Raw genomic sequence first — 25,715 nt, forward strand, 5'->3', positions numbered from 1 at the left:
GATGAAATTGCTATAAGCTGACATTCTGACATCTCAATGAACGGAATATGCAGCTGCGACCGATTTAGCGGTAGCTATCTATAATTTTGTAACTTTTTCACTGGAAACAATACAATTTCAATTCAAAGATACTCTTTTCAGATTGATCTCGATGAGAAATGGAAGAATTTAATGAGGCCTAAATGGGGATGAGTGATGTTAATCAAAATAGGTTTACAAAATGTGCCTTGTGACCTCTGTGCAAAAAAACGGAGAATTTAGGGCTAATACTGTGATTTGGACAATTTAAGAGAGTATTTTAAATTTAATATTGTAGGTTCGAACATATTAATGATCGTCTAAGTTTAAAGTACTGTATATGCACACTCATCCAGGGAATTACATTAAATATTGTCCCGCTCGCCACCGGATATATCTTCAGAATTTATTCCGGAGAAAAACCTGCACCTGAGATCAATCAGTGGGGCAAACTCTTTGTTGACGGATGGAAGATCAACATCGTTATGATTCTTTACGCGATTCCGGCGATAATTATTGCATTAATCTTTGGCGTCTTCGCATTCATACCTGCACTGTTCGGGCCTGTCGCAACCGGACAGACACCAAATGTTATGGCCTTTGCCGGTGTACTTTTCGGACTTGCAATAACATTTGTTGTAATTCTCGTTTTATTCCTCTTTGCATACATGGGAGTTGTAAGGCTTGGAAAGACCGGGAAGATCGGTGAGGCATTCAACTTCCATGCAATTAATGAGACCATCTCAAAAGGTGTCGGATGGCTTGGATATATCGGATATTACATCCTTCTGTGGCTGATTGCGATTATATTCATTGTAATTCTAATGATTCTCGCAATAATCCCGTTAATCGGATGGCTACTTATGTTTGTCATTACACCTCTGTGGGCAGTATTCATGGCACGCTACATGGTAAACATCTACGAAGCCGGCGAATAATCAGAAATCATGGGATATATCCCATAAACAGAACTATTTTTTCCGGGTTTTTATGAAGAAATTTATCAGGCCCAAAATTTTCAGAAATTAATTCAGCAGAACAATTATATCACATGATAATATACTACTCATCTGTTAACAGGAAATTACCATGACAGAAATTAAACACATTAGCGTTTTATCGCTTGCAAAAATATTTGCAGCCGTATCACTGGTTGTCGGACTTATCATCGGAATAATTGTGCTGCTGCTCGGAGGGGTTGCAACAATGTTTATGGGTTCTTACGCACCGCAGGCTGCAATGGGTGTTGCCGGGGGAGTCATTGCAATTATTGTTATGACGATAGGCGGGGCCGTTGTAGGGTTTATCTATGGTGCAATAATAGCATTCATCTACAATATTGCAGCGGGATGGTTCGGAGGAATTGAGATCGAACTTGAATAATACCTGCAAAAATCAGATCTAACTTTTTTCACATCAAACTACTGAATTTTTACCGGATCATGACTTAAGCAATGTGCATACATTTAACCTCAGTCAGTACATATTCGGATTAAAGGGAGCATCTGAATCCGCCCATATCACAGAAATATTAAAACACCCATCTCAAATACTAAATAATTACGGGCAGATATTATAACAGAAGTTTTCTAACGGAGTTTTTGATGGATAAAGCCGGACTTATAAAATACATTACATTATCTGCCGCAGTTTTTTTCTGCCTTTCCGGAATTGCAGGTGCTATGGGCAGCGGTCCCGATCTTTCCGGTAACATCACCGAATTATTCCCGGAAAATTATGAAGAACCTTCAGCAGCAATTCCCTCATATGAAGATAATTTTCAGTCAGCACTAGATACAGTTCTTAGTTCTGAAGAAAAATCAGAAGAATCTGTACTTAAAAACTCAAATACTTCCATAAATTTCTTTTACAGCGAACGGTGCGGAGCCTGCCATAAGGTGCTTCCGATAGTAAAAGAGATTTCAGCAAAATACCCCAACATTCCGGTTTACTACTACGACACCTATAACTCCCCAAAAAACCGCTCGTTTATGTACACATTTGCAGAAAACTACGGTGTCGATTACCCTGCATACCCAAATCTCTTTGCCGGAGATTCAATATATCTTGAGGGTTTTACTGAAATTAAAAATAATATTGAGGATCTCTTCACTGCATATAATGAAGGCCTTATTCCGGACCCTGAATATGAAGCAGAATGGCAGGAGAAAAGGAAAGGCAGTATCAGCACGGATAATTCACAGAGTAACAGTTTAAACGGAAGTTCAGGCAGCGCTGCAGGAGAGATTACACTGCCCCTTGTGATAATCGGAGGACTGCTTGACGGGATAAACCCCTGTGCAATATCGGTTCTTCTGATACTTCTTGCATCACTTTCTGCGGCAGGGAGCAGAAAAACCATTATCTCAGCCGGAATTTCATATACAACAGCTGTTTTTATCTTCTATACACTTGCCGGAGCCGGAATTTTAGCTATAACCGGTTTTGCCGGCATATCGGTTTACTTCTCAGTCTTTGCTTTTGTCATTGCCCTCATTGCCGGAATATTGAGTATTTATGAAGGAGTTACAGGAAGGCAGCAGAATCTTATAAGAATTCCAAAGTCTGCCAAAGGAATTCTGAAGAAATATCTCAGGCTGTCCGGTGACGGCAAAGATTCTGAAGGAAACAAAGATTCTGATTATAAAACCATAAATAAAGATCATTCAGCAGATAAACCTTTAAACAGCAATCCGGCATTATCATACGGACAGTTCTCAGATGAACTCAAAATAGAGATACCCACATCAGATAAAGATGCCGGAGATGAGCAAATATCAGCAGAATCATATGAGAACAGAGCAGATGAGCAAATATCAGCAGAATCATATGAGAACAGAGCAGATGAGCAAATATCAGAGAACGGAAATACAGAGAGCATAATTCCGGCAGAAAAGAGCAACCCTGAGACAGGCCGGAATACCAAAGGCACACAGGATTCTCCGGTCAGAAAAACGGGCTGTATAATTACAACGGCCTTTATCCTCGGAACATTTGCCTCGATGTTTGAACTTCCATGCACAGGAGGCATTTATATTGCCGTCCTTTCGATGATCTCGTCCACTTTTTCTGAAAGTGCCGCAGGTCAGGAAGTATCAGATATTTCAGGATTAATAACAGGAGAACTCTCAACCGGAATTATTTACCTGCTGATCTACAATTTAATGTTCATACTCCCGTTAATTATCATCATTGCCCTGATGGCATCCGGACTTCCGGCAGGGAAAATTGAGAAGATTGACACCTTCAGAACAGAGAAGAGAAGGGCCATAAGAATAATCACCGGCATTGTGATGATTGTCCTTGCCATTTATCTTGCACTTGGCATTGCCGGATTAATCTGAACCTGAAATTATGAATGCTCCCATTATAGGGTTATCTGGAGATATAATCCAATTAATTACGATAAAAAATTCCGGCAAAAAAATATAACAGACCACAGGTGAGGGGGCGTTTCACCCATGGCAACAGATATGCATATTAAGGCGGGCTTATCAGCCCGTCAGAGGTTTCGTTGTATTTATCAGACTAAAATCTAAGCAGCTGTAATACTTCCCTTATCCTCCTCAGGTTTTTTCACCGCATCACTAACTCCGACAATCTCAGAGAGAATCTTTGATATATCTGTCCAGATAACCAGTGATTTCTCTTCACCGGCCTTATCCTCACCTATTTTTATTATTCCCTTCACATAGGCCTCAGTGGAGATTGAGTTGTCCATCTGTTCAATATTCTCTTCCGGAACCTGAAGGACACTGTGAACATTATCAACTATAATTCCCACATTTGTACCTCCGGTAGCCTCTGCAACAAGCACAATTATCTTCTGGTTCTCAGGATTTGCCTGCATAGGAAGTCCCATCAGGCAGTTTAAATTGAGGATGTTTGTAATTTCTCCTCTTAAATTTATTATGCCTGCAATATAGTCCGGGGAACGGGGCACAGGAGTGATCGGCATCATCTCCACAATTTCACGTGCAAGATGGATGTCAAGTGCATAACGTGTCCCGCCGATCTCATATTCTACTACGTCAATTATCGCCATAATTTACTCACCGGCTATATATCAGATATTAAATTTACTCATTTCAGAACCAAGTTCATTTGATAAACTGTTAACTTCCTGAATTGCACTTCCAATCTCCTCTATTGAAGCACTCGCCTCTTCAGCAAGAGACGCAAGTTCTTCGGATTCTCTCTGGACCTCCTTTGTCATCCGGGTACCCATTTCAGTATCACTTACAACCTTTGCTGAAATATTGGCCTGGCTCTCAATAGCTTCGGTAATCTCGCCAATATCTTTTGTAACCTGGGTTGCATTCTTAATAATCGTATTTAGAGCTTCAAGTGCTTTATTGACACTTGAAACACCATCAATTATCTCATTATTGGCATTATTAATTGCGCTGGCAGTCTTTTCGCTTCCGCTCTGAACAGAATTTACAACATTTTCAATCGAATCAGTTGCAGCCCGTGCCTCTGCTGCGAGATTTTTAACTTCTCCGGCAACCACTGCAAAACCACGACCATGCTCACCCGCACGGGCAGCCTCAATAGCGGCATTAAGTGCAAGAAGGTTGATCTGGCTGGCAATGTCATTTATGAGCTTGACAACATTATTAACTTCCTTTACCTGGACTGTGAGCTGGTTAATTTCATCAACGCTCTGCTTTGCAATATTCTCAACATTTGCCATTTTAAGATTTGCATCATTGCCTAGTCCCTGCGCTTCCCGGCCAATATTTACAACCTCATTTGCAGCATTCAGAACTTCCTGAGAAGTACCTGCAATCTCTTCGTTGGAGGCAGAAAGGTCATTGATATCCCGGTTAATATCTTCGATCTTCTCCAGCAGGTCCCTTGTAAGTTCAGCAGTCTTTTGGCTGGAATTTGCCACTCCCTCGGCTGCTCTTGCAACTTCATCAGCACCTTTGCCGACCTCATTGCTGCCTTCGGAAACACGCTTTGCAATTACATTTGCAGAGCCTATGGCATCACCCACAGATGCTCCGATATTATTGAGAGCGTCTTTAAATCCGATAAATTCTCCGGCTACATTAATATTCTCATCAAAACGTGTCCTGAAATTCCCGGCAGACAACTCATCCGAGACTTTTATTGCCTCATATACCGGAATTGCAAAAGCGTCAAGAGTCCCATTTACACCTTCAATGAGATTTTTATACTCACCATTTAACTGTGACGAATCGGCACGGAAATCAAGTTTACCCTGAACAGCCGCCTCAGTTAAATCCCGCGTATCATCGACAAGAAGCTGAATATTGCTCATCATGGAGATATAGGCAGGCAGCAGTCTGTCATTGTCACAGCGCTTACCAACAGCCCTGTAAGCCGGAAGCCTTTCCAGATTTCCGTCAGCGATCTGTGAGACAGTCTCCTGGACATAGATGTTATGATCAATAACGTCATTTAAGGCATCACATAATTCCTTAAAGATTCCTTCATAGCTTCCTTTCGTCTTCTCAGTGAAATCATTAACCTTGATATTCTGTAAAATCTTATCCGCCTCAACAAGGCCGCCAAGACCGTCAATGCACATATTCAGGTTATTCTTGATCTCATTGAAATCGCCGTAATATTCACCGGTAATCTTTGCCGGAATGTCACCCCTGCTTATTCTCTCAATATATTCAGCAGCAATATTCATAGGCCCCATAAATTCGTCAATCGTCTGGTTGACTCCTTCGATGAGGTTTTTATACTCACCTTTCAGCTGTGACGAATCGGCACGGACATCAAGCTTACCATCAGCAGCGGCTCTGGTCAGATCATTTGTCTCATCGACAAGAAGCTGAATATTGCTCATCATGGAGATATAGGCAGGCAGCAGTCTGTCATTGTCACAGCGCTTACCAACAGCCCTGTAAGCCGGAAGCCTTTCCAGATTTCCGTCAGCGATCTGTGAGACAGTCTCCTGGACATAGATGTTATGATCAAATACCTCATTTTAGGGCATCCCCATATTTCCCTTAAAGATTCCTTCATAGCTTCCTTTCGTCTTCTCAGTGAAATCATTAACCTTGATATTCTGTAAAATCTTATCCGCCTCAACAAGACCGCCAAGACCGTCAATGCACATATTCAGGTTATTCTTGATCTCATTGAAATCGCCGTAATATTCACCGGTAATCTTTGCCGGAATGTCACCCCTGCTTATTCTCTCAATATATTCAGCAGCAATATTCATAGGGCCCATAAATTCGTCAATTGTCTGGTTGACACCTTCAATGAGATTTTTATACTCACCTTTAAGCCGGGATGAATCAGCACGGACATCAAGCTTACCATCAACAGCGGCTTTGGTCAGATCATTTGTCTCATCGACAAGGAGCTGAATATTGCTCATCATGGAGATATAGGCAGGCAGCAGTCTGTCATTGTCACAGCGCTTACCAACAGCCCTGTAAGCCGGAAGCCTTTCCAGATTTCCGTCAGCGATCTGTGAGACAGTCTCCTGGACATAGATGTTATGATCAATAACGTCATTTAAGGCATCACATAATTCCTTAAAGATTCCTTCATAGCTTCCTTTCGTCTTCTCAGTGAAATCATTAACCTTGATATTCTGTAAAATCTTATCCGCCTCAACAAGACCGCCAAGACCGTCAATGCACATATTCAGGTTATTCTTGATCTCATTGAAATCGCCGTAATATTCACCGGTAATCTTTGCCGGAATGTCACCCCTGCTTATTCTCTCAATATATTCAGCAGCAATATTCAGTGGACCGATGACCGCATCAAGAGTGTCATTTACTCCGGCAACGATTCCTGCGAATTCACCTTCATGCCTGGAAGCATCTGCCCTTGTGTCAAGTCTGCCCTCAACTCCGGCCTTTGCAAGCATGCCGGCATCCTCAACAAGCAGTTTTACAGCATCGCGTGCCCTGTCAAATGATTCATTTATTTTAATGACCTGCTCTCTTATGTCCACAGTATATTCATCGGCATCAGCCACATCAAATTCAAGATCAAAATTACCTGAAGCAAATCTATCAAGATTCTCCCTGAGCTTTGCAAATTCATTATCAAGATAATCAGAAATTTCTGCAACATCCGAAATGTCCTGAATAATCTCCATCATACCAATATTGTGGCCTTCATTATCCTGAACATAAGCCATATTACACTTGTATTTTTTATCAGTATGATCCAGATATGCCTCATTTTTGCCACTGTGCAGCTGTTTAAAAGCACAATGTTCTGTATTGCATAATGAAGTACTCCAGTTGCTGCAATGAAGACCAATAGATTCCCCTGGGTCCATATCGGCAATCATTGCAGTTGCAGGATTCATATAAATCCATTTCATATCCATATCTGTAACCGAAACAGGAAATGGAATAGCATCAAGAATTGATTTATATAATAACATAGTTTTTCTCAATTCTGCATTCTCTTTCCTGTAATCCTCAATCTTTAATCCTGTTTCACCTTCCATGTACGGCGCTCCCGGCAACCATCACATGACTATATCATAAGAATTACAACCAATGAGTATCATGAAGTGTAATATTTTACAGTATGCAAAATTGTCATGCAACAGAAGTATATTTTATGTTCAATATCAATAACATATAAATCATTTTAGTGCCAATCAGATATGCAAGGCACTACAAACAGAACGGAAATTAAAAATGGGAATTGAATTTAATGATTTAAAGGAGATCAAAGAGATCATTAACGAAAACAGGAACGGAATTACCATAAGTGAAATTTCAGAATTATTCAGTATAAACAGAAATACGATCTCCAAATATCTTGAAATACTCCACCTTAAAGGTGACCTGGAGATTAAGGAATCCGGAAATTTAAAGATCTATTATCCCGCCAGAAGAATACCTGAAACTGTAATTAAAAACTATTTCCACGAACCCTGCATCATAATAAATAAAAAAATGGAAGTGGAATATGCAAACAATGCCTTTCTAAGCCTGTCCAATACAAAAACAGAAGAAATTACCGGGAAAAAGATTTTTTCCTTAAATATACCTTTATTTCACAATACAGAATTAAAAGAAAACTACAAATACGCAATAGACGGAGAACCGGTCACAAAAAATATTCAGACATCTTTTTCTGAAGAGAATTATTACATGACTGTCAGGCTTATACCCGCAATATTCGAAGACAGGAGAAAAGGATTTTCTTTAATACTTAATGACCAGACCAGATTTAAACAGGAGATCACATCTGAGCAGATCAGTGAACACAGGTACAGGGAGATTGTTGAGGACCAGACGGAATACATCCTGCGCCTGCTTCCGGATATGACAATAACATTTGTAAATACGGCCTTCTGCAAATATCTCGGCAGAAAAAAGGAAGAGGTTATCGGTACAAAATTCGACCCCGTTCTTTCAGATGACAAAATTGTAAGCCTGGAGAATATATTTGGAGGGCTGTCTATTGAAAATCCTTCCGGATTCATTACAATGAGATCAATAACCTATGAAGGAAAAATTAACTGGCTGGAATGGAATATAAAAGGAATTTTTAAAAACAACAGCGAATTAATTGAATACCAGGGCATCGGAAGAAATATATCCAAATTAAAATCCGCTGAAGAAAAATTAAAAGTATATAAAAATAATCTTGAGGATTTGGTTGAAAAAAGAACCATAGAACTTCAGAATGTCAATAAAAGATTATATGATGAAATATTAAAACAGAGAGAGACTGAAAAACAACTGGATAATTCATTAAAGAAGATTAATACAATCAGGGATGAAATCAGTGCAAAGGACAAAAAAATAGATTTTATACTGAACACGGCTAATCTGGGCATGTGTGATATAAATTACCTTAAGGGTGAAATAGAATTCAACCAGAAATGCGTCGATATTTTAGGATATTCAGCCAAAGAAATACCACAAACTCTGGAAGACTGGAATAAATTAATTCACCCGGACGATTACAGAGAACTTCTTAAAAAAAGAGAAGACTTCATCAGAGGAACAACACCGCATATTCATCAGTCAGAATACAGGGTACTGTGTAAAAACGGAAACTGGAAATGGATATCCTATACCAGTACAACAACGATAAGGGATAATAAGGCAAAACTTGTCAGCGCTATAGGACTTATAGAGGATATAAGTAAGAGGAAAAATATTGAGAATAACATAAATGCTCTGCTAAATCTGGATCAAAGACTGTCTGAATCATCCAGCGAAGCTGAAGCTCACAGCCAGTGCATAAAAGGGATATTATCAATACTTGGAATGGAATCTGCTATCTATCTCAAAATTAACAGAAACAATGAAAATATCTTTGTTTCAGATTCAGTAAATGCTGATAAGAAAATAATAAATCTCTTTCCACTCCTGAAATACAGCCCCCCGCACGAATATATTACAGAGCTGAAAGAACCGGTTATAATTAAAGATAAAAAGACCGCCAGTCAGATATTAAATAAATTAAATAATGACTATTGTAATTATGATAATGAGATCCTGTCTGCAATCATTATTCCGGTAACGGACAATTATAATATCTACGCCTATTATCTGATATATTCTAAAAATGAAATATGCATCACAGAATACAACATAAAGTCACTTAAATTAGTCATAAGAAATCTATTAAACTGCATTAATAATATCATAATGAAGAATTAACCAATAATATAAACAGGAAGTTAAGTGACAGACTTTACTCCAAAGAGCAGGGAAATTGTACATCCTGCATGAGAGATAAACTCACATCAGCAGGACAATATCCAAATCCAGAAAAACGGCAAAAAAATATAACAGACCACAGGTGAGGGGGCGTTTCACCCATGGCAACAGATATGCATATTAAGGCGGGCTTATCAGCCCGTCAGAGGTTTCGTTGTATTTATCAGACTAAAATCTAAGCAGCTGTAATACTTCCCTTATCCTCCTCAGGTTTGTTCACCGCATCACTTACTCCGACAATCTCAGAGAGAATCTTTGATATATCTGTCCAGATAACCAGTGATTTCTCTTCACCGGCCTTATCCTCACCTATTTTTATTATTCCCTTCACATAGGCCTCAGTGGAGATTGAGTTGTCCATCTGTTCAATATTCTCTTCCGGAACCTGAAGGACACTGTGAACATTATCAACTATAATTCCCACATTTGTACCTCCGGTAGCCTCTGCAACAAGCACAATTATCTTCTGGTTCTCAGGATTTGCCTGCATAGGAAGTCCCATCAGGCAGTTTAAATTGAGGATGTTTGTTATTTCTCCTCTTAAATTTATTATGCCTGCAATATAGTCCGGGGAACGGGGCACAGGAGTGATCGGCATCATCTCCACAATTTCACGTGCAAGATGGATGTCAAGTGCATAACGTGTCCCGCCGATCTCATATTCTACTACGTCAATTATCGCCATAATTTACCTCAGAATACTTCATACCCTGAACTTATCCATGTTCTCTTTTAAGCCGCCGGAAAGACCGCTCACTTCATGAATTGCACTGCCAATCTCTTCAATAGAGGCGCTGGCTTCTTCTGCAAGGGCCGCAAGTTCTTCTGCCTGGCCCTGAACGTCCTTTGTCATCCTCATGCCGTTTTCAGTGGCAACAACAACATTGTTTGCAATACCTGCCTGATCTTCAATCGCTCTTGTAATCTCAGTTATATCAAGCGTAACCTGGCCTGCATTCTCAATAATCCGGTTAAGTGCCTTAATTGCTGTGTTTACACTGCCAACACCATCAACAATTTCATTGTTCGCCAGATTGATTGCATCTGCTGTCCTGATACTGTTTGCCTGAACCGCCGAGACAACCTTTTCAATATTTCCGGTAGCCTCACGTGCCTCAGCCGCCAGATTCTTGACTTCTCCGGCAACAACAGCGAATCCACGCCCGTGTTCTCCGGCACGGGCAGCTTCAATTGCAGCATTCAGAGCCAGCAGATTGATCTGACTTGCAATGTCGTTTATGAGCTTTACAACATTATTAACTTCCTTGATCTGTTCGGTAAGGCCGTTAATTTCGTCCACGCTCTGTTTAGCTATAGCCTCAACATTGCCCATCTTTGCGTTGGCATCATCGCCGGCGACCTGGGCTTCCTTTCCAATTGCAACAACCTCATTGGCACGGTTAAGGACTTCCTGTGATGTGCCCGCAATCTCTTCGTTGGACGATGAAAGGTCTGCAATCTGCTGATTTATGCCCTCAATTCTGCCAAGCAGCTCTTTGGTCATATTTGCCGCATTCTGGCTTGTGGTGGCGACACCTTCGGCAGCCCTTGAAACTTCGTCAGTACCTTTGCTCACTTCATCAGAACTTCTGTTGACTCTGTCAACAGCAACTTTCACATCTGAAATTGCACCTGAAACAACTTCTCCGACATTGTTTAATCCCTGCTTGATTGCCACAATATCACCGACAACATTGAGTCTCTCATCAACACGGGTATCGAAATGTCCGGCTTCAAACTCATCTGCAATACGCTGAATTTCATTTACAATTGCACCAACGGCAACACCAACATTGTTAAGGGCATTCTTGAGTTTAAGGAAATCTCCCTTTACAGTAATATTCTCATTAACCCGGGTATCAAACCGGCATGCTTCATAGGCATTGGCCATACGCAGTGTCTCCTGGACAGGTACATCAATTGCTTCCATGATAGCATTGGCTCCATCGATAACTTTGGCATATGCACCTTCAAACTGAGAAGAATCAGCACGTTTGTCAAGATTTCCATCCACGGCAGCTTTAATGAGAATATTCAGTTCCTTCTCAAAGGACTGAAGCGTGAAAGCTATTGCATTGATATTTTTCTTGATATTTTCATATTCACCCTTATACGTCCTGGTCATCGGCTCAATATTGCCGTGTGAAATACGGTCAAGTGCAGCAAATCCTTCATTGAGAGGAGTCAGAATATTATCCAGAACCTGATTTGCACCGTCAATAACTTCAGCATATGCACCCTCGAATTTAGAAGAATCAAGGCGCTCATTAATTGCACCTTCGTCAGCATACTTGACGACCTTATCAAATTCAGCCTTAAATTCCTGCAGAACTGAAGCTATTGCATTGATATTCTTCTTGATGTCCTCATAATCACCCTTGTATGTCTTGGTCATCAGAGCAATATTGCCATGTGATATACGGTCAAGGGCTTCAAATCCTTCATTGAGCGGAGTTAAGATATTATCCAGAACCTGATTTGCTCCGGTAATGATATTATTGTATATACCATTGAATTCAGAGGCGTTTGCACGCATTCCGGTCTTACCTTCGGCTGCGAAGTTTACAAGTTTGCCAAACTCAATCTCAAATGCCTTCATTACCTCCATCATACCAATAAAGGCAGGAACAAGTTTATCATTCTGTGAGAGTTTACCTGCACCATTACCAAGTGACTTTAAGCGCCCAAGGTCCCCAAGATCTCCTGCTGCAATATTTTCGGCAACCTTCTGGGCAAGATTTACAGTATCATAGACATCATTGACTGCATTTGCAACCTCGGCAAAAGTGCCTTTATATCTTCCTTCAACCTTTCTGGTATAGTCATTGACAGCAAAATTCTTTGTAATTTCAGTTATCTCCTTAACAGGAGCCTCAATAGCTGCAAGAGTGTCATTCACACCAACAACGATCTTTCTGAAGTCGCCTCTGTGGCGTGTCGCATCCGCACGGATGTCAACCCTGCCCCCAATTGCACCCTCAGCAAGCATGCCGGCATCCTCAACAAGCTGGTTTACAGCATCAATACACTGATTTAAACTGTCCTTAATCTGATTAAAATCGCCTTTAAAATCTGCAGTAATCTTCTCAGGGATATCACCCTTACTTATACGATCAAGAACATCTGCTGACAGGCCGAGCGGCCCGACAACCGCGTCAAGTGTGTCATTGACACCCTTAACAATGACCGCAAAGTCTCCGTTATGCTTTGAAGCATCTGCCCTGGTATTAAGTCTGCCATCTACTCCGGCCTGTGCAAGGGTGCCTGCATCTTTAACAAGGAGGTTTACAGCATCAATACACTGGTTTAAATTATCCTTGATCTTATTGAAATCACCGTTCAGCTCTGCGGTAATTCTTTCAGGAATATCTCCTTTACTGATCCTGTCAAGGTTCTCAGCTGCAAGGTTCAGCGGGTCAACAACAGCATCAAGAGTATTGTTAACACCCTGAACAATCTTTCTGAACTCACCATTATGCCTTGATTCATCAGCCCTTGTATCAAGCCTGCCTTCGACTCCGGCTTTTCCAAGCATGACAGAATCTTCAACAAGAAGCTGTACTGCATCACGTGCCTTGCCTATGGACTGATTTATAAGCACAAACTGATCCCTCACATCACGGGTGTACTCATCTGCCTCGGCAACATCAAGTCTGAGATTCAGATTTCCGCCTGCAAGGAGTTCCAGATTATCCGCAGCTTTTGATACTTCATTGTTCAGATAATTTGCGACACGAATCATGTCGGAAACATCCTGAACAATCTCCATCATACCAATATCCTGCCCGCTTTCATCCCTGACATATGCCATATTGCATTTAAAGTTCTGCCCGGCCTGATCAAAGAAGGCGTCATTTTTACCCTGCCGGAGCTGTTTAAAAGCACAGTTTTCTGTATTGCATATAGCAGTCCCCCAGCTGCTGCAATGGGTTCCCTTTGCCCTTTCAGGATCAACATTTGCCATTCTGGCGGTTGCCGGATTCATATAAATCCAGTTCATATCCATATCAGTTACAGAGATTGGAAATGGCACGGCATCCAGAATTGATTTATACAACGAAATCCCGCTGGTCAGTTCTTCAATTTTACTTTCGTACTCTTTTAACTTTAACTGCAAATTATCTTCCATATTTTACCCTCCGGACAAATGTTTAGCATTAAATTGTGACAGATTTTAAGGAACAAAACTATTCCAATCGCCCATATGACATGCAACAATACCAAACGATAGTCGGATAATCAATATAGAATTGCATAACATATATACAAATCCGATGCACACAAACAATGCACAGCACAATTTCCAATGGAAACGCACAGATTTACAATCCTCCAGGAGATCAATATCAGCAGGATATAATTTCATAAAAGCAGCAAAAAAAACTGAGCTTAAATATTTGGAAACTACAAATAATCATTTTAGCCAATATTAAATTGAATTTAATTAACAAAATGTTCCTTTGGCACAGATCCCACGGAGTCAGACACTCACCAGTGCAATAACTTAAAGCATATCAAATTTATATCACCGGAGCATAAAACATATACACGGCACAATAGAAATAATAGTCCTGCGAATCCAGATATAAAGGAGAATTTAAAGATGGGAATTGAATTGGGGGATTTACAACAGATTAAAGAGATAGTCAATGATCATAAAGATGGCATCTGCATCAATGAAATCTCAGACAGGGTCAACCTTCACAGAAACACAGTCTCAAAATATCTCAGCATTCTCCATCTCAAAGGAAATGTCGATATTATAACATCAGGAAGTTCAAAGAAATATTATCCCTCAAAAAGAATTTCAGAAACAACAGTCAAAAATTTTTTTTTCAATCCATATATAATTGTAAACTCCGGTTTAAACATTCATTACGCAAATGAGTCATTTTATAAAATTACCGGATCAAATCAAAAACAGATCATCGGTTTTAACCTGGATTCAGTTCAGATACCCCTGTTCAATGATCCAAATTTAAAAAATCAATACAAAAGAACAATAAACGGTGAAATTTTCACCAGACATATCAGTACAAAAATAAAAGGTACTGACTACTACCTCTATGTAAGATTAATCCCGACTATTTTTGAGGACCGGACAAAGGGTATTACCATAGTGCTCATTGATAATACCAAATTCAAAGAGCATATAACACCAATCAAAACCGGAGACTGCCACTACAGAAATATACTTGAGAACCAGACGGAGTATGTCTGCCGTTTACTTCCGGATATGACAATAACCTTTGCAAACAAAGCATTCTGCGGGTACATTCATAAAAAAGAGGATGAAGCAACAGGATTGAAATTCAACCCGGTAATTGTGGATGAAAATACAGTTCTGGAAGAGATATTTGATGAAATATCACCGGAAAAACCAACAAAAAAAATAACGCTAAAATCCTTAAACTATGAAGGCACAGTCAGGCACATAGAGTGGAACATAAAAGGAATTTTTGACATCAATAACATATTAACAGAATATCAGTCAACAGGCAGAGATATTACTGAACTAAAAAACGCTGAAGAGAAGCTTGAAGTATATAAAAATAATCTTGAAGAGCTTATTAAAAAAAGAACAGAAGAACTTCAGGCAGTCAATAAAAAACTTTTCCATGAGATTCTGAAACAGAGGGATACTGAAGAGCATCTCAATGAACTAATTAAAGAGATCAGAACAGTAAAATATGAACTGAGCGAAAATGAAACAAAATTAAATTTCATTATGAAGGCTGCGGACCTGGGGACCTGTGACATCAATTACAAAAAAGGCACCATCTCACTTAATAAAAACGCACTGGTAATTATTGGCTATTCGGCGAAAGATTTTTCAAAAAACCTAAAAGACTGGGATCTGATGATCCATCCTGAAGATTACAGTTCTGTAATGAAGAAGAGAAAATGCTTCATAGATGGAGATATCCCCCACGTCATTATAGAATTCAGAATATTATGCGGCAAAGGCTGGTGGAAATGGATCTCATACACCAACACCACAACAATAAGGGATAATATGGCAACACTTGTAAGTGCCACAGGGATATTGCAGGATATTGACAGAAGAAAAAATATTGAAAAAAATATTGAAATACAGAAGGATATCGGCCTAAGGTTATCAGAGTCCTCCGGAAAATCTGAAGCTATATCATATTGCCTGGATTCGCTATTGTCGATTCTTGATATGGAATTTGGCATATACTATGAAAAATATCCGGATTCAGGAGATTTCGCGCTTTCTGAATCCAGAAATGTTGATGAAACAACAAATCCTTTCTGCCTGCAATATAATCAGCATTCGCATTTTAGTTCAATAGCGGATTCAGGCACAACCATAATATCCGGGCACAAAGAAGTCGAATGTATAACTCTCCGGCATGAATTAAAGGATGAGATCAAATCCGCAATAATGATTCCGGTAAAGAATAACAGGGCAGATTATGGCTGCTACCTGATATATTCATACAAAAGAACAGATATACCGGAATATTCAATAAATGCCACAGAGTCAGTCATTACAAATCTGATCAATACCATAAAGAAAATAGATGCACAAAAACGCCTGAAAAAATCAAACAAATACCACAGGGGACTGATAGAAATCTGTCCGGATGCACTTGTACTGATCAGTCCGGCAGGGAAAATCAATGATGTCAATTCAGCCTGTGAAGAGATTACCGGCTATATCCGCGAAGAACTGATAGGAAATGACTTCTCAGATTATTTCAGCGATCCTGAGAGGGCCAGTCACGGGTACAAAACAGCTTATAAAAACGGATCGCTTATTGACTACAGACTTGAGATAAAACACAAAAACGGCAGTCTCATTAAAGTGTCCTACAATGTATCGGTGTACCGGAATGATGACGGAACTATCACCGGAATTTTTGCTGTTGCAAGAAAAATCTGAATGATGGTTTATCCTACCAATCCTTCCTCATCGCCTCAGTCCTCATATCCTCCGGCATCCTCTCTATGGCATACCTTAGTGATACCCTTGGCATCCTCCTCTTATTTTTCATGACATAATCAAAGACATCCTTCTGCCTTGTAATTGCCAGGTCCTTCAAAAGCCAGCCATATCCCTTCCGGACCATATCGTCCCCGTCCTCAAGTAAAATATCAGCTATCTCAAAGATGTCATCCGGAAATTCACCACGCTTTGCCGGAATAATAAGTGAGACGGCAGCAGCCCTCCTCATCCACCGGTTTTCAGACAGTGCCCAGCCTTTAAGGTGAGAAATATCACCCGGAAACATTACCAGATAATCCCCGACTGCATGGTTGCAGAAAGAATCACACTTGGCCCAGTTGTCAATATAGTCCTCAATCCAGCCGGCAAAGATCTCAATATCTCCCTCTGAAAATTTATCAGAGATCCCCGCAAGCCATTCTGCGGCAATAAACGCCTCCTCATTATATCCGGATGAGAACAGATCCTCACATAAATCAAAGATCTCTTCCTTCTCCAAACCCTTAATCTTCTTAAAATAATCCTTTGATATTTTTCCCGTAAGCGCATTCTTAACGCCGTGAAATTTTACATCCTCTTTAAAAAAACGTTTATTACTCTCGTTAACAGCCGGATCAGCGTTAGCAGTGAGTTCAAGACGTAATGATTCTACAACATTGTCCATAAAATATAATGGAATAAAACGGTCATCAAAATTCCGGTAAAAAAAACAAAAAATATTTCCCGGAAATATCACACTGATAATTCCAGAATATTATTCTAAAATTATTCCCTTTTGAAGATGCAGTCCTGAACATCCTCTCCGAGAAGGCCGATTGCATCAGACCTGCATCTCTTGCAGTGCCTCATCTGGCGGACATACGGAAGGCATGCATCCTGCATCTCTTTCTTCTCCTTGCCGGTCGGAGGAGTTATATCTTTAAATTTATACTGCGGAATTACAGGAATCAGGTTGAATGTAAAAACACCCATCTCACCTACAGTCTTTGCAATATCAACGATATGATGATCGTTTATACCCGGAATATAGACCGTATTTATCTTGACAAGCATCTTGTTTGCAACCGCCATCTCAATACCCTTCAGCTGCTGGGACAGAAGCTTTTCTGCTGCTTCCCGGCCATGAAGCTTTTTACCGTCCCACTCAACAAAGGAATAGATCTTCTCGCCGATCTCAGGATCAACTGCATTTAATGTTACAGTGATATTGCCGACATCGTACTCCACAAGTTTGTCAATGCTCTCCGGAAGCATAAGCCCGTTAGTGCTCAGGCATTTGATTGGTGTCGGAAACTCCTCCTTTAAAAGCTTCAGGGTCTCAAATGTCTCCTCATTTGCAAGAGGATCTCCCGGCCCTGCAATACCAATAACCTTAATGTAAGGGAATTTGTCCATAACCTCCCGTACGAGTTCAACTGCCTCCTGTGGGTTTAAGACCTTGCTGCATACGCCCGGACGGCTCTCATTTACGCAGTCATAATCCCTGACACAGTAATTGCACTGAATATTGCACTTTGGTGCCACAGCCAGGTGCATCCTCCCGAATTTATGGCAGGCCTCTTTGCTGTAACAGGGGTGCTCCTTTATTTTTCTCAACTGCTCAGGGTCATAAGGGACCTCTTCCCCATCAACCATCGCATTGAGATAACCATCGTCAGACATTTAATTACCAATTAAAGAATTGTCCTTAATATTAAAAAATATTCTGGAAATATCACAGGATTATGGAGAATCTTTCGGGTTAATCTTATCATGCCCGAAAATTTGTATTGTCATCCAGAAAGCCATGCCAACTATTATATCCCTATATATCAATCTAAAAAGTTATGAAGAGAGTTTTGCCCATATTATTGCTTATAATAGTCGGATGCGCAGTTGCAGTATCAGGATGCACATCCGACAGTGAACCGATAGCCGACACACAGCCCGTAATTACAGCACCGCCAACAGAGTTTCAGACTCCGGCGCCAACAGAGGCAGTACCGGCTGTAACCGAACCGATTATTGTTAAGGATGAGGATATTTATTCAGTAAAAGTTACACTAAATGCAGAGGAAATGACGGATAACAACCTTGCATTATCAGTAAACTATGACTACTCAAATCCTTTTGGAGCAACTGGGGAAGGCATAAATCTCCTTGCCACATTATTCGCATACAATTATGATGATGTCCCTGCCGGATTTAACCCTACAACTAAAGCAGAAATCATCGCAGCAGGAATTCCATACAAAACAGTAGGCGAGACGCTTTATCCAAACAATGTAAAGAAGACCGGAACCGAACTCCCGGCAGAATCGACTCAGGGCGCCCTGAACCTTGCAAAACCATACAACTATGGTGTAATTGTAGATGAAGGGAATCCAAGAAACTGAGGGAAGACGAATAACAATGAACAGTTATTTGATCTGTGAACTGAAAAGAGGAGATAAAGGAAGGGTAACTGAAGTAAAAAAGTACACAGAAGAGCTTGGCAGCATGGGAATTTCCCCCGGCTCACATTTTAAGGTTCTGACAAAAGACCCGGAATCAGGCCCGGTCAAACTCCTTGTTGATAAAGGGAGGAGCAGAGTCCTGATAAAAAAAGAGATTGCAGAGAATGTCCTTGTGATAAAGGACTAAAAAACACCCCTATTTCCGGGCAAAAACTATCAGCTTCTCCTCTGTCATCTCACGTATTGCATAGTAAGGTCCTTCTTTACCAAGCCCGGAGCTTTTTATCCCGCCGTAAGGCATTGCATCTGTTCTGAATGTCGGAATGTCATTGATGATTACTCCGCCATACTTCAGGTGACCGGCAGCGTAGGAGGCATTCTTCATACTGTCAGTAAAAACTCCTGCCTGAAGGCCGTATTTTGTATCATTTGCCCGGTCCACAGCTTCTTTAAAAGACTCATAAGAATTTACTGTCACAACCGGAGCAAAAATCTCTTCACATTCAACTTCCATTGAGCGGCATGTGCCTGCAAGTATGGTAGGGGTGATCACACGCCCTTCATAGCCTCCGCCATAATACTGAAGAGCACCGTCCTCTATAGACTGAAGCATCATATCAACAGCTTTCTCACATGCTTCATCTGAGATCAGCGGCCCTGTAAAGGTCTCTTCATCCATCGGATCTCCGGTTTTGATACTCTCAAAAATATTACTTAACTTTTCCAGGAATTTTTCATATACAGAATTCTGAACAAGCACCCTCTGAACAGAAATGCAGACCTGGCCGGCATTGAGGCATGCACCAAAAGCAATTCTTTCTGCGGCACGGTCAAGATCTGCATCACTGTGGACAATGACAGGGGCATTCCCGCCAAGTTCAAGACCGACACGCTTCCTTCCGGAGACTGACTTTAAATGCCAGCCAACATCAGGACTGCCGGTAAAACTGAGATAAGCAATTCTCTCGTCCTTTGCCATGGATTCAGCAACGGAGTTACAGCACGGAAGAACATTCACTGCTCTCTTCGGGTATCCGGCTTTGAGGATAAGTTCCCCTAAAAGAAGGGCAGATAGTGGAGTCTTAGAGGACGGTTTCAGAATGAAAGGATTTCCGGCAGCGATCGCCGGGCCGATCTTATGGCAGGCGAGATTAAGCGGATAATTGAAAGGTGTTATCGCAAGAACTGTACCTACCGGAAAACGCTTGATTATCCCTTCACGCCCCTCTCCGGCAGGCGTTCTGTCAAGAGGAATCAGTTCCCCGTTTATCCTCACGGCCTCTTCAGCCGAGATCATTAATGTGTCAACCGAGCGTGCAACCTCAGCACCTGCAAGGGTTATCGTCTTGCCACTCTCTTTAACAAGAATCTCTGCAAATCTCCCGGCATTGTCTCTGACAAGTTCTGCAAGCCTCTCAAGAATTTCTTTTCTTCTGTATGCCGGGAGATGTACCGTCTCCTTAAACGACTCTTTTGCCAGAATTATCGCTTCTTCTGCCTCAGCACACCCGGCAAGACAGACTTTAGAGAATACTTCTCCGGTATATGGATATATTACATCAATGGTCTCCCCGCTTTCCTTAAATTCCCCGCCGATTATCATTTTATATAGCTCTCCCATACTGAGATGTTACTATAGCGGTCTTAAAATAAGTAACTGATCATGATTAGGATAGTAAACAGGTAATTCTCCGGAACTAAAAAAAATATATGCCGGAGAATATTCATAAATACTGTACACCAAAAATAATCCGGTTTACAGACCGGATTTTAGTTTGGATTTTGGTTTAGTTTCCGGATTTAAGTCTTTCAAATAGAAATCTTATTGCATAATAGGCAATGACAATCACAAGTGCTGATGCAATAACCGAAACAACAGAATTTCCGGAATACTGGTAGGCCCATGTGCCGGCAAGGTAGCCAAAACATACTGAGGCAAAAAGCTCGGCAAGTTCAGTCCGGTCCGTTTTAAACATTATAATATATTTCCGGATAATCTCTAAATATCTTTGTGAATCTGATGCACTGAAATACCGCACCGCAAATTAAATTCAGGTGATAAAATCTCCGGCACAAAAAAATAATAAAAAGATATAATAGAGAACAACCATAATAAAATCTACAATATTCAGGATAAATTCATCTGCCCCGTGAGAATGACATGATAATTAAAAAATTAAAAGTGCATAATTATAAAGGCATTAAAGACCTTGAAATTCAGTTCACAGAGAATATAACAATTTTTGCAGGCGTAAACGGCTCAGGAAAGACTACAGTTCTGGACGCAGCGGCAGTATTATTATCATGGTTTATTGCAAGGACAGAATCAATAAAAAAGAATGGCCAGATAATTCCCGAAACTGACATTAATAATGATGAATCTGAGTCATCACTTGAAATATATACAGAGTTAAAAGAAGCTTTTGAACCGGGAACAAATAATACAGTAATTAACTGGAAACAGGCAAAAACAAGGAAAGGCAGAGTAAAAAAAGATGAGAGTGACTACTCAAATCTGAATAAAGCAGTCAAAAAAATTCAGAACCATATAGAATCAGGGAATAATATTCCTTTAATTGTTTATTACCCAATTAACAGAAGTGTAATTGACATTCCTCTCAGGATCAGAAAAAAACACCAGTTTGATGGTTCAGTTACAGCTTATGAAAATTCATTAACGGGAAAAACAAATTTCAGAACATTTTTTGAATGGTTCAGAGAGAGAGAAGATTTTGAAAACGAAAAAAAAGCTTCAGAATTTGATGAAAATATAAATATTCAAAATAAAATATCAGAATATTCTGACTATTCAGGAGACATACAGCTTAATGCGGTCCGAAGTGCCATCCGGACATTTACCGGATTTGAAGATCTAAGAGTCAGGCGCAATCCTCTAAGAATGCTTGTAAATAAAGGCAATAATATTTTAACAGTCGGCCAGCTCTCAGACGGGGAAAAATGTCTTCTGGCAATGGTTGGTGATCTGGCAAGGAGACTTTCAATCGCCAATCCAAAAATGGATAATCCACTAAATGGATCAGGGATAATTTTAATTGATGAAATTGATCTTCATCTGCATCCAAAGTGGCAGAGAATGATTATTCCAAAGTTAAAAGAGACTTTTCCGGCCTGCCAGTTTATCCTGACCACACACTCACCACAGATCATAAGCCATGTTAGACCAGAAGAGATTATCCTTCTTTATCCGGATGAAAAATCAGGAATTTCAGTTAAAATGCCTCTGGATTCATATGGGATGAATTCAGACAGAATACTGGAAGAAATTCTGGAAGTACCCTCAAGACCGATAGAAATAGAAAATAAGATCTCTGAATTATTCATGTTGATTGATAAAAATAAAACTGAAGAAGCAAAAAAAGTTCATTCGGAGCTAAAAGATTTAATCGGAGCCGATCCAGAGTTAAGCAAAGCAGAAATCATTATTCGTAAACTGGTAATGCTGAATAAATGAAATATATCAAAAAAACAATACCTTCAGAATATTATGCATGGGCAAAAAAATGGCCTTCAGATTATCCTCTGCACTGGGATGACCTTGATTCAGACAGTCAGATAAAATCAAGGATGAAGGAAGGATTACTCAAAGAGCAGGGCTTTATCTGTTGTTACTGTGAGATCCGGATAAATGATAATAACAGCCATATAGAACATTTCAGACCAAGATCGTTATTTCCGGAGGATTCGGCAGATTACAATAATCTTCTCTGTTCATGCCAGAAAAACCCACCGAAAGGCGAGCCAAAGCACTGTGGGAATAAAAAAGGGAACTGGTATGAAAAAGATCTTATCATCTCACCTCTTGAGAAGAACTGTGAAGAGAGATTCAGGTACACTTTTGACGGAAGGATCAACCCCGCGGATGAAAATGATGATGCTGCAAGAGAGACCATAGAAAGACTTGGATTAAACGTAAAAAAGTTAACAGATTCAAGAAAAATGATTCTTGAGCCATTTATTGAAGAACTTAATATTAAAAGCTATGCAGATATTGTTTCAGAGATAAACAGATTAATTGAAATTGACTCTTAAGGCAGATATCCGGAATTTTGTGCAACACTGAAATATTTCTCAGATTTCATAGAGAAAATTACAGGGAATAAACAGCAAACCTGAAACAATGAATCTGTCAGCATATGCCGTATCAGAAGTTTAAATTTACCAAATAAAATCGGAAAAAATTAAAATTTATTCCGGATTTATGAAGTCATGATCATCTGACCATATCTTCATCCAGTTATAATCTCCAATCTTCTTTTATTTTACTCATTCTTCCGGATATACCGGCCAACAAGGCAAATTCCGGCAAGAACAGTTATTATTCCAAATCCGGGCGATGCCTGCTGTCCTTTGCCGGACTGTCCGCCCTGTGATGGACTTAGCGAGACAGAAACCGATGAAGTTTTGCCGGCCTCGACTTCGGTTGTACCTTCAGACTTACTGTAGCCGTCAAGCATGAGTGTGATTTTATGGTTTCCCGCCGGAACATCATTCAGGGTTACAGGAGTTATACCCTTGTAGCTGTCATCAAGATATACATTGGCGCCTGACGGCGTGGATGTAACCTCAACTGAACCGGTTAACGGTGCGATAATATGTGTAAGTGCCTCTTCTATTGTCGAGGTTGTCCCGCCGTTGAAATACCGGGTAGTATCATAATCCCTGTATCCGACCTTCTCAATAGAGATTTTATGATTTCCGGGTGTTGTTGCAAGAGTTAGTGCACCGGGCACTCCGTCATCGTTTGTGTATCCTGCAAGGGTTCCGTCAAGATATACCTCTGCATTTCCCGGATGGGAAATTACCCTGATATGAGCAATATTCGGGTTTTCCTTTCTCTGCATGCCTGCGTGAACAGTTGTGACACCATTTGCAGGGACATATTTTGTGGTTGTCCAGTCGGTAAAACCATTTGCTGTAACTCTTATCTGGTGATTGCCCACAGCAATATTCTTAACAGTCACTGCCGTTCTTCCGACTCCGCTGCCGTCAATATAAACATAGGCATTGTCCGGTTCGGAAGTTATCACAAGTGTACCGTAATTGTCATGTTTCTGAAGCGTTACAGACCTTGATATTGTCTGTCCGGCAGTGATAATTACATTCTCAGAATGATCTTCATAACCGGACATTGTTATCTTCAGCCCATATGTGCCAGGGCTGAGTGAAAATGTCAGGGGTGTTGTTCCTTTGTATGTTTTATCTATGTAAACCGATGCACCGGATGGTGATGTACTCACAGTGAGCTGCCCTCCTGTCGGACCTGCGGGTTGAAGGGTTGCATAGACACTGACGGTTTCACCTGCTTTTGGTGAAGCCGGAAGACTGTATCTATAAGTATTATAGCCGGATTTAGAGACTGTGAACTGCTTATAGCTGTCAGTTCCGGCTGTAACCGGGACAGTGAGCGAGCCTCCCTGGATTCTGCCCATATATGTATTATCAAAGGTGACCTCCGCAGATTCAACATTGCAGCTCACTTTATACCAGCCAACTCCGGGAGCAGGTGTTGATGTTGGTGAAGGAGTCGGTGAAACTGTAACAGTTGCTGTGGGCGTTGGTGTAGCAGTAGCAGTCGGTGTCGCGGTTGCTGTGGGCGTTGGTGTAGCAGTAGCAGTCGGTGTCGCGGTTGCTGTGGGTGTTGGTGTAGCAGTAGCAGTCGGAGTTGCGGTTGCTGTAGGCGTTGGTGTAGCAGTAGCAGTCGGAGTTGCGGTTGCTGTAGGTGTCGGTGTAGCAGTGGCAGTCGGAGTTGCGGTTGCTGTAGGTGTCGGTGTAGCAGTCGGTGTCGCGGTTGCTGTAGGCGTTGGTGTAGCAGTAGCAGTCGGTGTCGCGGTTGGAATTGCTTCCAGAGTAAGCGCAACTGCCTTATCCTCTCCGTTCCCAAGCGTAACTGTTTTGGATGCACTCTTATAACCTGACATTGAAGCGGAGATTGTATGCGAAACTCCGGATGAGAGACCCGATTCAGTCACAGGAGAACTTCCTTTATTAATACCGTCAATTGAAACAGCTGCACCTGATGGTGTGGTAGTGACAGTGACAGAACCTGTCTGTTCAGAAGTGGCATTATCTGCCGCGGCTGCCGGACATACCGGTAGTCCCAGAAGTACCAGGACAAATATAAGACATAATAATTTTTTTAGCATAGATACCAGACCAGAATAGATATTTAACACTAAATAGACTTTCAAAACTATTTAACTCTGCTGAAAAAGTAAAAATTGAGGTGGAGGTTTATTGCGTATTTATGAAATATTATTTCATAAATACAGGTCAATTTGCCAAAATATTCTCCGAGGGAGGTTTTTTCAGAGAATATCTTTCCGGCAGACCATAATAATTAGTAATATTTAATGTTATTTAATACCATAGATCGGGGAAATTAACAGTTCATTTTTGACTTATGACAGGATGATTTATTTACATATAGCCGATAAAATAATGTTTTTAACTCACCTGCATCCGTGATAAAAAAGAGGAACAGATATCATAATACGCCGGGAAAAAATAAAATCTGGGAGGTTTAGGGATAAGATAAACATCACTATACGCCCGGATAATTATAATTAT

Annotated in this window: 20 protein-coding genes and 1 pseudogene; 10 read left to right on the forward strand and 11 right to left on the reverse strand. The window is 40.6% G+C overall.

From position 1 onward, the window contains the following. The first annotated feature begins 413 nt into the window (after nt 1–413). The 3 genes from METLIM_RS09700 (at nt 414) to METLIM_RS09710 (ending at nt 3,362) form a co-directional block, all read left to right on the forward strand. On the forward strand, nt 414–956 hold the full coding sequence (locus METLIM_RS09700; protein ID WP_394295894.1) for a DUF4013 domain-containing protein: 543 nt from the start codon (nt 414–416) through the stop codon (nt 954–956). A gap of 151 nt (nt 957–1,107) precedes the next feature. Then, the gene (locus tag METLIM_RS09705; protein WP_004078164.1) at nt 1,108–1,401 is read left to right on the forward strand and encodes a hypothetical protein; all 294 of its coding nucleotides are present in this window, start codon (nt 1,108–1,110) and stop codon (nt 1,399–1,401) included. A 221-nt stretch (nt 1,402–1,622) separates the two neighbouring features. Continuing rightward, nucleotides 1,623–3,362: a hypothetical protein gene (locus tag METLIM_RS09710; RefSeq protein WP_004078166.1), complete on the forward strand. Its 1,740-nt coding sequence runs from the start codon at nt 1,623–1,625 to the stop codon at nt 3,360–3,362. Between the two features lie 191 nt (nt 3,363–3,553). On the opposite strand, the gene METLIM_RS09715 is transcribed toward METLIM_RS09710, so the two are convergent. The 3 genes from METLIM_RS09715 to METLIM_RS09725 all read right to left on the reverse strand — a co-directional run bounded on the left by METLIM_RS09715 (nt 3,554) and on the right by METLIM_RS09725 (nt 7,480). Further along, nucleotides 3,554–4,063, reverse strand: a complete 510-nt coding sequence (locus tag METLIM_RS09715) for a chemotaxis protein CheW (protein WP_004078167.1) — start codon at nt 4,061–4,063, stop codon at nt 3,554–3,556. Nucleotides 4,064–4,084: 21 nt separating this feature from the next. Then, nucleotides 4,085–5,848 (reverse strand): methyl-accepting chemotaxis protein, encoded by a 1,764-nt coding sequence (locus METLIM_RS09720; protein WP_157202280.1) that lies wholly within the window; start codon nt 5,846–5,848, stop codon nt 4,085–4,087. A gap of 138 nt (nt 5,849–5,986) precedes the next feature. After that, nucleotides 5,987–7,480, reverse strand: coding sequence for a PAS domain-containing protein (locus METLIM_RS09725; RefSeq protein WP_004078172.1), 1,494 nt, complete (start codon nt 7,478–7,480; stop codon nt 5,987–5,989). A gap of 196 nt (nt 7,481–7,676) precedes the next feature. On the opposite strand from METLIM_RS09725, the gene METLIM_RS09730 reads away from it, so the two are divergent. Continuing rightward, nucleotides 7,677–9,659, forward strand: a complete 1,983-nt coding sequence (locus METLIM_RS09730) for a PAS domain S-box protein (RefSeq protein ID WP_004078173.1) — start codon at nt 7,677–7,679, stop codon at nt 9,657–9,659. Between the two features lie 235 nt (nt 9,660–9,894). Here METLIM_RS09730 and METLIM_RS09735 read toward each other — a convergent pair whose 3' ends face one another. Together METLIM_RS09735 and METLIM_RS15635 are read right to left on the reverse strand one after the other, a co-directional pair. Next, entirely contained in the window at nt 9,895–10,404 is a 510-nt protein-coding gene (locus METLIM_RS09735) for a chemotaxis protein CheW (protein ID WP_004078175.1), read from the reverse strand. Nucleotides 10,405–10,422: 18 nt separating this feature from the next. Next, nucleotides 10,423–13,848, reverse strand: coding sequence for a methyl-accepting chemotaxis protein (locus tag METLIM_RS15635; RefSeq protein ID WP_004078177.1), 3,426 nt, complete (start codon nt 13,846–13,848; stop codon nt 10,423–10,425). Between the two features lie 474 nt (nt 13,849–14,322). Between METLIM_RS15635 and METLIM_RS09750 the strand changes: the two genes are divergently transcribed. After that, entirely contained in the window at nt 14,323–16,629 is a 2,307-nt protein-coding gene (locus tag METLIM_RS09750; protein WP_004078179.1) for a PAS domain S-box protein, read from the forward strand. Between the two features lie 13 nt (nt 16,630–16,642). Here the strand turns inward: METLIM_RS09750 and METLIM_RS09755 are convergent, their stop codons facing one another. Together METLIM_RS09755 and nifB are read right to left on the reverse strand one after the other, a co-directional pair. Continuing rightward, a complete protein-coding gene (locus METLIM_RS09755; RefSeq protein WP_048145842.1) occupies nt 16,643–17,356 on the reverse strand; it encodes a DNA alkylation repair protein in 714 nt (237 codons plus the stop codon). A 101-nt stretch (nt 17,357–17,457) separates the two neighbouring features. Continuing rightward, nucleotides 17,458–18,354, reverse strand: coding sequence for a nitrogenase cofactor biosynthesis protein NifB (nifB, locus tag METLIM_RS09760; protein WP_004078183.1), 897 nt, complete (start codon nt 18,352–18,354; stop codon nt 17,458–17,460). Between the two features lie 164 nt (nt 18,355–18,518). Between nifB and METLIM_RS09765 the strand changes: the two genes are divergently transcribed. Both METLIM_RS09765 and METLIM_RS09770 read left to right on the forward strand, forming a co-directional pair. Then, nucleotides 18,519–19,067 carry a hypothetical protein gene (locus tag METLIM_RS09765; protein ID WP_004078185.1) on the forward strand — a complete coding sequence of 183 codons (549 nt, stop codon included), beginning with the start codon at nt 18,519–18,521 and terminating at the stop codon, nt 19,065–19,067. A gap of 16 nt (nt 19,068–19,083) precedes the next feature. After that, nucleotides 19,084–19,314, forward strand: coding sequence for a FeoA family protein (locus tag METLIM_RS09770; protein WP_004078187.1), 231 nt, complete (start codon nt 19,084–19,086; stop codon nt 19,312–19,314). 9 nt (nt 19,315–19,323) lie between these two features. Here the strand turns inward: METLIM_RS09770 and METLIM_RS09775 are convergent, their stop codons facing one another. Both METLIM_RS09775 and METLIM_RS09780 read right to left on the reverse strand, forming a co-directional pair. Next, nucleotides 19,324–20,748 carry an aldehyde dehydrogenase family protein gene (locus METLIM_RS09775; protein ID WP_004078189.1) on the reverse strand — a complete coding sequence of 475 codons (1,425 nt, stop codon included), beginning with the start codon at nt 20,746–20,748 and terminating at the stop codon, nt 19,324–19,326. A gap of 166 nt (nt 20,749–20,914) precedes the next feature. After that, nucleotides 20,915–21,103 carry a hypothetical protein gene (locus METLIM_RS09780; protein WP_004078191.1) on the reverse strand — a complete coding sequence of 63 codons (189 nt, stop codon included), beginning with the start codon at nt 21,101–21,103 and terminating at the stop codon, nt 20,915–20,917. A 185-nt stretch (nt 21,104–21,288) separates the two neighbouring features. Here METLIM_RS09780 and METLIM_RS09785 point away from each other — a divergent pair, with 185 nt between their 5' ends. Then, complete coding sequence (locus METLIM_RS09785) at nt 21,289–22,599, forward strand: AAA family ATPase (RefSeq protein ID WP_004078193.1); 1,311 nt, start codon at nt 21,289–21,291, stop codon at nt 22,597–22,599. After that, nucleotides 22,596–23,177, forward strand: coding sequence for a retron system putative HNH endonuclease (locus tag METLIM_RS09790; RefSeq protein ID WP_004078195.1), 582 nt, complete (start codon nt 22,596–22,598; stop codon nt 23,175–23,177). The genes METLIM_RS09785 and METLIM_RS09790 overlap by 4 nt, the downstream gene beginning before the upstream one ends. Nucleotides 23,178–23,407: 230 nt before the next feature. Here METLIM_RS09790 and METLIM_RS17395 read toward each other — a convergent pair whose 3' ends face one another. Continuing rightward, a complete protein-coding gene (locus METLIM_RS17395) occupies nt 23,408–24,625 on the reverse strand; it encodes a PEGA domain-containing protein (protein ID WP_052300903.1) in 1,218 nt (405 codons plus the stop codon). Between METLIM_RS17395 and METLIM_RS17400 the strand changes: the two genes are divergently transcribed. Further along, nucleotides 24,615–25,058 carry a hypothetical protein gene (locus tag METLIM_RS17400; protein ID WP_048146323.1) on the forward strand — a complete coding sequence of 148 codons (444 nt, stop codon included), beginning with the start codon at nt 24,615–24,617 and terminating at the stop codon, nt 25,056–25,058. The two genes, METLIM_RS17395 and METLIM_RS17400, sit on opposite strands and share 11 nt — an antisense overlap. On the opposite strand, the pseudogene METLIM_RS17695 reads toward METLIM_RS17400, so the two are convergent. Continuing rightward, a pseudogene (locus METLIM_RS17695) lies at nt 25,049–25,291 on the reverse strand (PEGA domain-containing protein); the annotation flags it as partial. The gene METLIM_RS17400 and the pseudogene METLIM_RS17695 sit on opposite strands and share 10 nt — an antisense overlap. Nucleotides 25,292–25,715: the final 424 nt, after the last annotated feature.

This window comes from Methanoplanus limicola DSM 2279 (assembly GCF_000243255.1).
GTDB classification, from domain to species: Archaea; Halobacteriota; Methanomicrobia; order Methanomicrobiales; family Methanomicrobiaceae; genus Methanoplanus; species Methanoplanus limicola.